The 8,246-nt window shown below is 73.5% G+C and carries 6 protein-coding genes and 1 pseudogene; 3 read left to right on the top strand and 4 right to left on the bottom strand.

The annotated features are described in order from the left end of the window. Window positions 1-9: 9 nt before the first annotated feature. Window positions 10-1,476 (top strand): short-chain fatty acyl-CoA regulator family protein, encoded by a 1,467-nt coding sequence (locus tag AB0O82_RS14450; RefSeq protein WP_363583510.1) that lies wholly within the window; start codon window positions 10-12, stop codon window positions 1,474-1,476. On the opposite strand, the gene AB0O82_RS14455 is transcribed toward AB0O82_RS14450, so the two are convergent. The 3 genes from AB0O82_RS14455 to AB0O82_RS14465 are packed head-to-tail and all read right to left on the bottom strand — an operon-like array spanning window position 1,422 to window position 5,001. Beyond that, the gene (locus AB0O82_RS14455; protein WP_363583512.1) at window positions 1,422-2,570 is read right to left on the bottom strand and encodes a bifunctional 2-methylcitrate synthase/citrate synthase; all 1,149 of its coding nucleotides are present in this window, start codon (window positions 2,568-2,570) and stop codon (window positions 1,422-1,424) included. The two genes, AB0O82_RS14450 and AB0O82_RS14455, sit on opposite strands and share 55 nt — an antisense overlap. Before the next feature lie 20 nt (window positions 2,571-2,590). Then, complete coding sequence (gene prpB, locus AB0O82_RS14460; RefSeq protein ID WP_363583514.1) at window positions 2,591-3,496, bottom strand: methylisocitrate lyase; 906 nt, start codon at window positions 3,494-3,496, stop codon at window positions 2,591-2,593. Further along, window positions 3,496-5,001: an MmgE/PrpD family protein gene (locus AB0O82_RS14465; RefSeq protein ID WP_363583516.1), complete on the bottom strand. Its 1,506-nt coding sequence runs from the start codon at window positions 4,999-5,001 to the stop codon at window positions 3,496-3,498. Before AB0O82_RS14465 ends, prpB begins: the two co-directional genes overlap by 1 nt. A gap of 155 nt (window positions 5,002-5,156) precedes the next feature. Here AB0O82_RS14465 and AB0O82_RS14470 point away from each other — a divergent pair. Both AB0O82_RS14470 and asnB read left to right on the top strand, forming a co-directional pair. Further along, window positions 5,157-5,558: pseudogene (locus AB0O82_RS14470) on the top strand (short-chain fatty acyl-CoA regulator family protein); the annotation flags it as partial. A 228-nt stretch (window positions 5,559-5,786) separates the two neighbouring features. Then, entirely contained in the window at window positions 5,787-7,634 is a 1,848-nt protein-coding gene (gene asnB / locus AB0O82_RS14475) for an asparagine synthase (glutamine-hydrolyzing) (protein ID WP_363583518.1), read from the top strand. Between the two features lie 28 nt (window positions 7,635-7,662). Here asnB and AB0O82_RS14480 read toward each other — a convergent pair. Further along, on the bottom strand, window positions 7,663-8,246 hold a 584-nt coding region (locus AB0O82_RS14480), incomplete at its 5' end, for a DUF4232 domain-containing protein (protein ID WP_363583520.1).

The following is an 8,246-nucleotide window of genomic DNA, read 5'->3' on the forward strand; positions in this document are numbered from 1 at the left end:
GTACGCGCCATGCCACGTCCGACCGGGCGGAAGATCTACGCCCACGCCAAGCTGCGCCGACTGCGCCGCGAGCACGGCATGAACCAGGTCGAGCTGGCGCGCGAGCTCGGCATCTCGACCAGCTACCTCAACCAGATCGAGCACAGCCAGCGCCCGCTGACCGCCGCCGTGCTGCTGCGGATCGCCGAGGTGCTCGGGGTCGACCCGGAGTTCTTCTCCGAGGCCGAGGAGGAACGCCTCGGCACCGACCTGCGCACCGTGCTCGCGGACGAGGCCTGTGGCGGAGCCGTGCCGACGGAGGAGATCGCGGAGGTGAGCCGGAACCACCCGGAGGTGGCACGGGCCCTGGTCGCGCTGCACCGCGGCTACCGCGAGGCGCTCGCGCGGGTCGTCGACCTCGGTGAGCCCGGCACCGGGGCGGGCATCCGCCCGGCCGAACCCCATGACGAGGTCAGGGACTTCTTCTACACCCATCACAACCACATCGCCGCCCTGGACGAGGCGGCGGAGCGGACCGCGCGGTGCCTGGCGACGACGACCGCGGGCCGCACCGCCGCCGCGCTGGCCGCCCGCCTCGGCGAGCGGCACGGGGTGCGGGTGCTGGACGCCGACCACCGGCGGCCCGGCGACCTGCGGCGCTACGATCCGGCGGCCGGCACGCTGCGGCTCTCACCGTGGCTGGCCGGCGGCCGGCGTGCCTTCCAACTCGCCACCCAACTGGCCCTGCTGGAGCACCGGCCGCTGCTCGACACGCTCGTGGCGGCGGCCGGGCCCGGCCTCACCTCACCCCAGGCCGCCGACCTGGCCAGGATCGGCCTGGCCAACTACTTCGCCGGCGCCCTGCTGATGCCGTACACCGCCTTCCACACGGCCGCCGAGGAGCTTCGGTACGACATCGAGCTGCTCCAGGCCCGCTTCGGGGTCGGGTTCGAGACGGTCTGCCACCGGCTGAGCACCCTCCAGCGTCCGGGCCGACGCGGCGTCCCGTTCTCCTTCCTGCGCGCCGACCGGGCGGGCAACATCTCCAAGCGCCAGTCCGCGACCGACTTCCACTTCTCCCGCCTCGGCGGCACCTGCCCGCTCTGGACGGTCTACGAGGCCTTCTCCGCGCCCGGCCGGATCCTCACCCAGGTCGCCGAGATGCCGGACGGGAAGCGCTACTTCTGGATCGCCCGCACCGTCTCCCACGGCGGCTTCGGGCACCGCGCACCGCGCAGCGAGTTCGCCGTCGCGCTCGGCTGCGAGCTGCGCCACGCCCACCGCCTCGTCTACGCCGAGGGCGTCGCGCTCGACGCTCCGGGAGCGGCGACCCCGATCGGGCTGGGCTGCCGGATCTGCGAGCGCCGCGACTGCGTCCAGCGCGCCCGCCCGCCGGCGGGCGGGCGCCTGGCGGTCGAGCCGGACCGCCGCAGCCGCGTTCCCTACGCCGTGCTCGGTGACAGCCCCGGCACCGGGCGCTGGCCGGGGCCGTCGTAGCAGGCGAGCGGGCGGATCAGGGAGTTGTGGGCGAGCTGTTCGGTGATGTGGGCGGTCCAGCCGGTGATGCGGCTCATCACGAAGACGGGTGTGAAGACGGGGGTGTCGAAGCCCATCAGGTGGTAGGCGAGGCCGGCGGGGTAGTCGAGGTTGGGGTGGATGCCCTTGCGTTCCAGCATCGCCTCGCGCAGTGCGGCGTGCAGGGCGGCCAGCCGGGCCGTCCGGGGGTCGGCGCTGCGGGCCACCAGGGCGTCCAGGGCGGCCTGCATGATCGGGACGCGGGAGTCGCCGTGCTGGTAGACGCGGTGGCCGAAGCCCATGATCTTCCGCTTGGCGGCGAGCGCCTCGTCGAGCCACTGCGCGGCCCGGGCGGGGGCGTCGATCTCCTCCAGCATGTGCATCACGGCCTCGTTGGCGCCGCCGTGCAGGGGGCCCTTGAGTGCGCCGATCGCGGCGGTGACGGCGCTGTAGAGGTCGGAGAGGGTGGAGGTGACGACGCGGGCGGTGAAGGTGGAGGCGTTGAAGCTGTGCTCGGCGTACAGCACGAGGGAGATCTCGAAGCAGCGGACCACCTCCGGGGCGGGCACCGCGCCGAAGCACATGTGGAAGAAGTTCTCCGCGTAGCCGAGCCCGGGGTCCGGCGGGATGGGCGCCAGGCCCCGGCGGCGGCGCTGGTCGGCGGCGACGACGGTGGGCAGTTTCGCCAGCAGGGTGAGGGACTTGGCGAGGTGGGGCGCGGGGCGGCCGTCGTCCTCGGTGGGGTCCTCGGCGCCGAAGAAGCTGACGGCGGTGCGCAGCACGTCCATCGGGTGGCAGGTCTCGGGCAGCTTGGCGAGCAGTTCGGTGGTGGTGCGGTCGAGCGGGCGCAGGGCGGCCTCGAGGGCCCGGAACTCCCGCAGCTGTCCGGGGTCGGGCAGCTCGCCGTGCCACAGCAGGTAGGCGACCTCCTCGAAGGAGCGCTGGGCGGCGAGGTCCTGGACGGGGTAGCCGCGGTAGGTGAGGGAGTTGGTCTCCTGGATGACGGTGGAGATCCCGGTGGTGTCGACGACGACTCCGGCGAGTCCGCGGTGGATCCCGGGCGCGGTGGTGGGCATGGCTGGTCTCCGATGCGGGGTCAGGCGCCGGGCGGGAGGGTGAAGTCGAAGACGGCGGTGTCGAAGGCCGCGTACTGCTCGTAGCCGAGGAGTTCGTACAGCCGGGAGCGGGTCTGCATGCGCGGCAGCAGCGACTCCTGGGTGCCCTCGGCGGCGAGGGTGCGCAGGCCGTCCTCGACCGCGCCCATGGCCAGGCGCAGCAGGGTGACGGGGTAGAGCGCGATCTCGTACCCGAGGTCCTGGAGGGTGCGGGCGTCGAGCAGCGGGGACTTGCCGAACTCGGTCATGTTGGCGAGCAGCGGGACGTCGACGGCCTTGCGGAAGGCCTCGAACTCGGCCTCGTCGGCGAGGGCTTCGGGGAAGATCGCGTCGGCTCCGGCGTCGACGTAGGCCTTGGCCCGGTCGATCGCCGCGCGCAGTCCCTCGACGGAGCGGGCGTCGGTGCGGGCCATCAGCAGGAAGTCGGGGTCGCGGCGGGCGTCGACGGCGGCCCGCAGGCGGCGGGTCATGTCCTCGCGGGGGACGACCGCCTTGCCGTCGAGGTGGCCGCAGCGCTTGGGGTTGACCTGGTCCTCCAGGTGCAGGCCGGCGAGGCCGGCGTCCTCCATCAGCTGGACGGTGCGGGCGGCGTTCATGGGTTCGCCGAAGCCGGTGTCGGCGTCGATCAGCACCGGGAGGTCGGTGACCCGGGTGGTCTGCTGGGCGCGGGCGGCGACCTCGGTGGCGGTGGTGAGGCCGATGTCGGGCAGGCCGAGGTCGGCGGCGAGGACGGCGCCGGAGAGGTAGGCGGCCTCGAAGCCGAGGTCCTGGATGAGCCGGGCGGAGAGCGGGTTGAGCGCGCCGGGCATCGTCAACAGCCGCCCGGTGGCGAGGCGTTCGCGCAGGGCGCGGCGGCGCTGGGCGGGGGTGGTGCGGGTGTGCAGCATCAGAACAGGCCCTTCGGGAGGAGCGCGTCGAACGCGCGCACGGTCTCGGTGTCGACGGCCGGGAACAGCTCGTCCAGGTCCGGGGCCTTCAGCTCGGCGAGGTCGGCGGCGGCTGCCAGGAAGCGGTCCTGGTCGGCGGGGGAGACGATGCCCTCGGCCAGGGTGCGGAACTTCCGCTCGTACGCGGGGCGGTCGAAGGGGCGCGCGCCGGCCGGGTGGGCGTCGGCGACGGCCAGCTCGTCCTGGATCACCGTGCCGTCGTCCCGGGTGATCACCACACGCCCGCCGAAGGCCCGCCGGGCCGGGTCGGGGTCGTGGTAGCGGGCGGTCCACTCCGGGTCCTCGACCGTGGTGATCTTCTGCCAGAGCGCCACGGTCTCCGGGCGTTGGGCCCGTTCGGGGGCGTAGGAGCGCTCGTGGTGCCAGGCGCCGTCCTCCAGGGCGACGGCGAGGATGTACGGGATCGAGTGGTCGAGGGTCTCCCGGCTGGCGCGCGGGTCGTACTTCTGCGGGTCGCCCGAGCCGGAGCCGATGACGTGGTGGGTGTGGTGGCTGGTGTGCAGGACGACCGAGCGGACGCCGTCCAGCGGCCCGGTCCTCTCGCGCAGCCGCCGGGCCAGGTCGATGATCGCCTGGGCCTGGTACTCGGCGGAGTGCTCCTTGGTGTAGGTGTCCAGGATCGCCCGCCTCGGCTCGCCGGGCGCGGGCAGCGGCACGGTGTAGTCGGACTGCGGGCCGTCGAGCAGCCAGGCGAGGAAGCCGTCCTCACCCTCGTAGACGGGGGACGGGGAGGTCTCGCCGCGCATCGCCCGGTCCACCGCCTCGATCGCGGCCTTGCCGGCGAAGGCGGGGGCGAAGGCCTTCCAGCTGGAGATCTCGCCCTTGCGGGACTGCCGGGTGGCCGTGGTGGTGTGCACGGCCTGCTGCACCGCCTGGTACACCGTCTCGGTCGGCAGCCGCAGCAGCGCCCCGAGCCCGCAGGCGGTGGCCGCGCTCAGGTGCGCGACGTGGTCGATCCGGTGGGCGTGCAGGCAGATGCCCCGCACCAGTGCGACGTGGACCTCGTAGGCGGCGACGATGCCGCGCAGCAGGTCGGCCCCGCTGCGGCCGGTGTGCTGGGCGACGGCCAGCAGCGGCGGGATGTTGTCGCCGGGGTGGGAGTAGTCGGCGGCGAGGTAGGTGTCGTGGAAGTCCAGCTCGCGCACCGCCGTCCCGTTGGCCCAGGCCGCCCACTCCGGTGAGACCCGGGCCAGGCTGCCGAACACCCGGGCGCCCGGCGCGCCGCGGTGGGCGAGCGCCTGGGCGCGGGCCACCGTCACGGGCCGGCGCAGCAGCGACGCGACGGCCACCGCCGCGTTGTCGATCACCCGGTTGACGGCCATGTTCACGCTGGCCGGGTCCAGCTCCTCGGTGCCGGTCGCGACGGCGGCCAGCTTCCAGGCGAGCTGCTCCTCACGCGGCAGCCGGTCGGCACTGGGGTGGACGCGGACGTGGTGCTCGATCACGGGACTCCTCGGGGGCGCTCGATGGCTCTCGGTCTTGCATGACCGAGCCTGCTCGTCGGACGGCCGATGATCCAGCATGCCAATCGGTGGAATCCGTACGGCGGATTCCTGCGAACCTGCGAAACCTGCGAACCCCGCCGGGGAACCGGCTCCTCCACTTCTCCCGCACCGGCGGCACCTGCCCGCTGTGGAACGTCTACGAATCCTTCGCCGCCCCCGGCCGGGTCCACGTCCAGGTCGCCGCCATGCCCGACGGCCGGCGCTACCTCTGGACCGCCCGCGCCGTCACCCGCTCACCCGGCGGCTGGGGCCGCCCCGGCAAGACCTTCGCCATCGGCCTCGGCTGCGAACTCCGCCACGCCGCACGGCTCGTGTACTCGGCGGGACTGGACCTCGGCGACGTGGCGGCTGCCACCCCGATCGGGCTCGGCTGCAAGGTGTGCGAACGCCCGGCGTGCCCGCAGCGCGCCGCGCCCGCCATCGGCCGGCCGCTGGCGCTCGACGAGCACACCAGCACCTTCATCCCGTACCCCGCGCTGCCCGATCCCCGGAACTGAACGCCGCCGGCCGACGTACCGGTCCGGCCGTCCGAGCCCGACGCCCCTCCGTCCGAGCCCGACGCCCGGCGGTGCACCCCCGGTGGGCTTCGCGCGGGCACCGCCCGACCCGCCCCGGGAATCCTGCGGTTGCCCGGAACTTCCCGGACGTCCGGCCCGACTTCTGGGCCGGGCGCCGTCGCCGACAGCGTCCGGCAGAGCACACCCCTTCACCCCAGGAGCGCGAGCATGTGCGGGATCACCGGCTGGGTGTCCTTCCACCAGTCCTTCCACCAGGACATCGGCCACGGGGCCGCCTCCGTCATCCAGGCGATGACCGACACCATGGCCCTGCGCGGACCCGACGCCGGCGGGGTCTGGCTCGGCCGCCACGCCGCGCTCGGCCACCGCCGCCTCGCCGTCATCGACATCGAGGGCGGCACCCAGCCCATGACCGACCGCCCCGAACACCCGCAGGTGGTGCTCACCTACAGCGGCGAGGTCTACAACCACCACCGGCTGAGATCCGAACTCGCCGCCAGGGGCCACCGGTTCGAGACACGGAGCGACACCGAGGTGGTCCTGCGCGCCTACCAGGAGTGGGGAGACGCCCTGGTCGACCACCTGGAGGGCATGTACGCCTTCGCCGTCTGGGACGACCGCGAGCAGCGCCTGCTGCTGGTCCGCGACCGGCTCGGGGTCAAGCCGCTGTTCTGGGCCGAAACCGACGGCGGCCTCGCCTTCGGCTCCGAACCCAAGGCCCTGTTCGCCCACCCCGAGGTGACCCCCACCGTGGACGCCGACGGCCTGCGCGAGGCCTACAGCCTCCTGTTCAACACCGGCCCCACCGTCTGGGCCGGCGTCCGCGAGGTGCACCCCGGCAGCATGCTCGTCCTCGACCGCGACGGCATCCGCGAACGGCGCTACTGGGAGCTGACCGCCCGCCCGCACACCGACGACCCGCAGACCACCACCGAGCTGATCGGTGGCCTGGTCGACCGCGCCGCCCGTACCCAGCTGGAGGCCGACGTCCCGCTGTGCAGCCTGCTCTCGGGCGGCCTCGACTCCACCGTCGTCACCGCCCTGATCGCCGACGAACTCCGGCTCCGCGAAGGGCCGCAGGCCACGCTGCGCTCCTACGCCGTCGACTACAGCGACCAGGCCGAACAGTTCACCGGCGACGTGCTGCGTACCGGCCACGACACCCCCTTCGCCGCCGAGGCCGGCGCGTTCATCGGCACCCGGCACTCCACCGTCGTCCTCGACCCCCGTGCCCTGCTCGACCCGGACAACCGGCGCGCCGTGGTCGTCGCCCGGGACTCGCCGATCGGCGTCGGCGACATGGATACCTCGCTCTACCTGCTGTTCGGAGAGATCCGCAAGCACTCCACCGTCGCCCTCTCCGGCGAGGCCGCCGACGAGGTCTTCGGAGGCTACCCGTGGTTCCACCACCCGAAGGCGCTCGCCGCTCGCGCCTTCCCCTGGCTCCTGGTGACCGGGGACCAGGCCGCCATGCCGCTCCACCCCGACCTCGCCGCCCGGCTGCGCATCCCCGAGTTCCGCGCCGACACCTACCGCACCGCCGTGGCCGCCGTCCCCCGCCTCGACTCCGAGAGCGCCGCCGAACACCGCCTGCGCGAGATGCAGCACCTCTCGCTCACCCGCTGGCTGCGCCAACTCCTGCACCGCAAGGACCGCCTCTCCATGGCCCAGGGCCTGGAGGTGCGCGTGCCCTACTGCGACCACCGCCTCGTCGAGTACGCCTTCAACACCCCCTGGGCGATGAAGAACCACGACGGCCGGGAGAAGAGCCTGCTGCGCGACCTCGGCCGGGGCATCGCCCCCGACTCGGTGCTGTGGCGGCCGAAGAACCACTACCCGGCCACCCACCACCCCGACTACAACGCAGGTCTACAGCGGCTGGCCCGCGAGGCGCTGGACGCACCGCACGTACGGGACATCGCCGACGAGACGGTCGTCGGGGCGGCCATCGACACGCCTGCCGAGCAGTTGCCGTGGGGCCACCGGCTCCGCCTGGAGCGGGTCGTCGACCTCGCGCTGTGGCTCGACCACCACCGCCCCGCCCTGGCCTTCTGACCTCGCGGCCTCGCCGAGGGTGTCGGGGTTACTTGCCGGCGGCTGTCATGGAGGTGACGGCGTCGGCGGTGGTGGCGCGGTAGTTGCCCAGGTGGGGGTTGAGGACGCGGGTGTCGCTGGTGAGTGGGAAGTTGTGGGTGGCGGCGAGGGGCATGTTGGTGTCGTCCTGGTCGGCGAGGACGTTGAGTTCGTTGATGTCGGGGGTGGTGCCGGTGGTGGCGCCGCCGGGGTTGAGGTCGATGACGGCGTAGGCGTTCTGGCCGGCGGGGACGGGGAAGCGCTGGGTGCCGCTGGCGAGTACGGGCCGGATGTTGTTGCTCTGGTCGCGGGCGGTGGAGTTGCCGAGGTTGACGCCGGGGGAGGAGCTGAGGCTGCAGGCCTTGGTGCCGGTGTTGTGGACTTCGATGACCCGCTGGCTGGGTGTTCCGGGGCGTGTGGTGACGTGGATGGAGAGGTTGTTGATGTCGCAGGGGGTGGCGTCGGTGGGGGCGGGTGCGTTGCCGGTGCCGGGTCGGGTGCTGGTGGAGGGGCTGGTGCCGGACGGTGTGTGGGGTGCGCCCGTGGGGGTGTGCGAGGCCGGGCCCGTGGTCGGGGCGGTCGGTGCCCCGGTTG

Origin of the sequence: Kitasatospora sp. NPDC088264 (assembly GCF_040685715.1) — a bacterium.
Lineage (GTDB): Bacteria > Actinomycetota > Actinomycetes > Streptomycetales > Streptomycetaceae > Kitasatospora.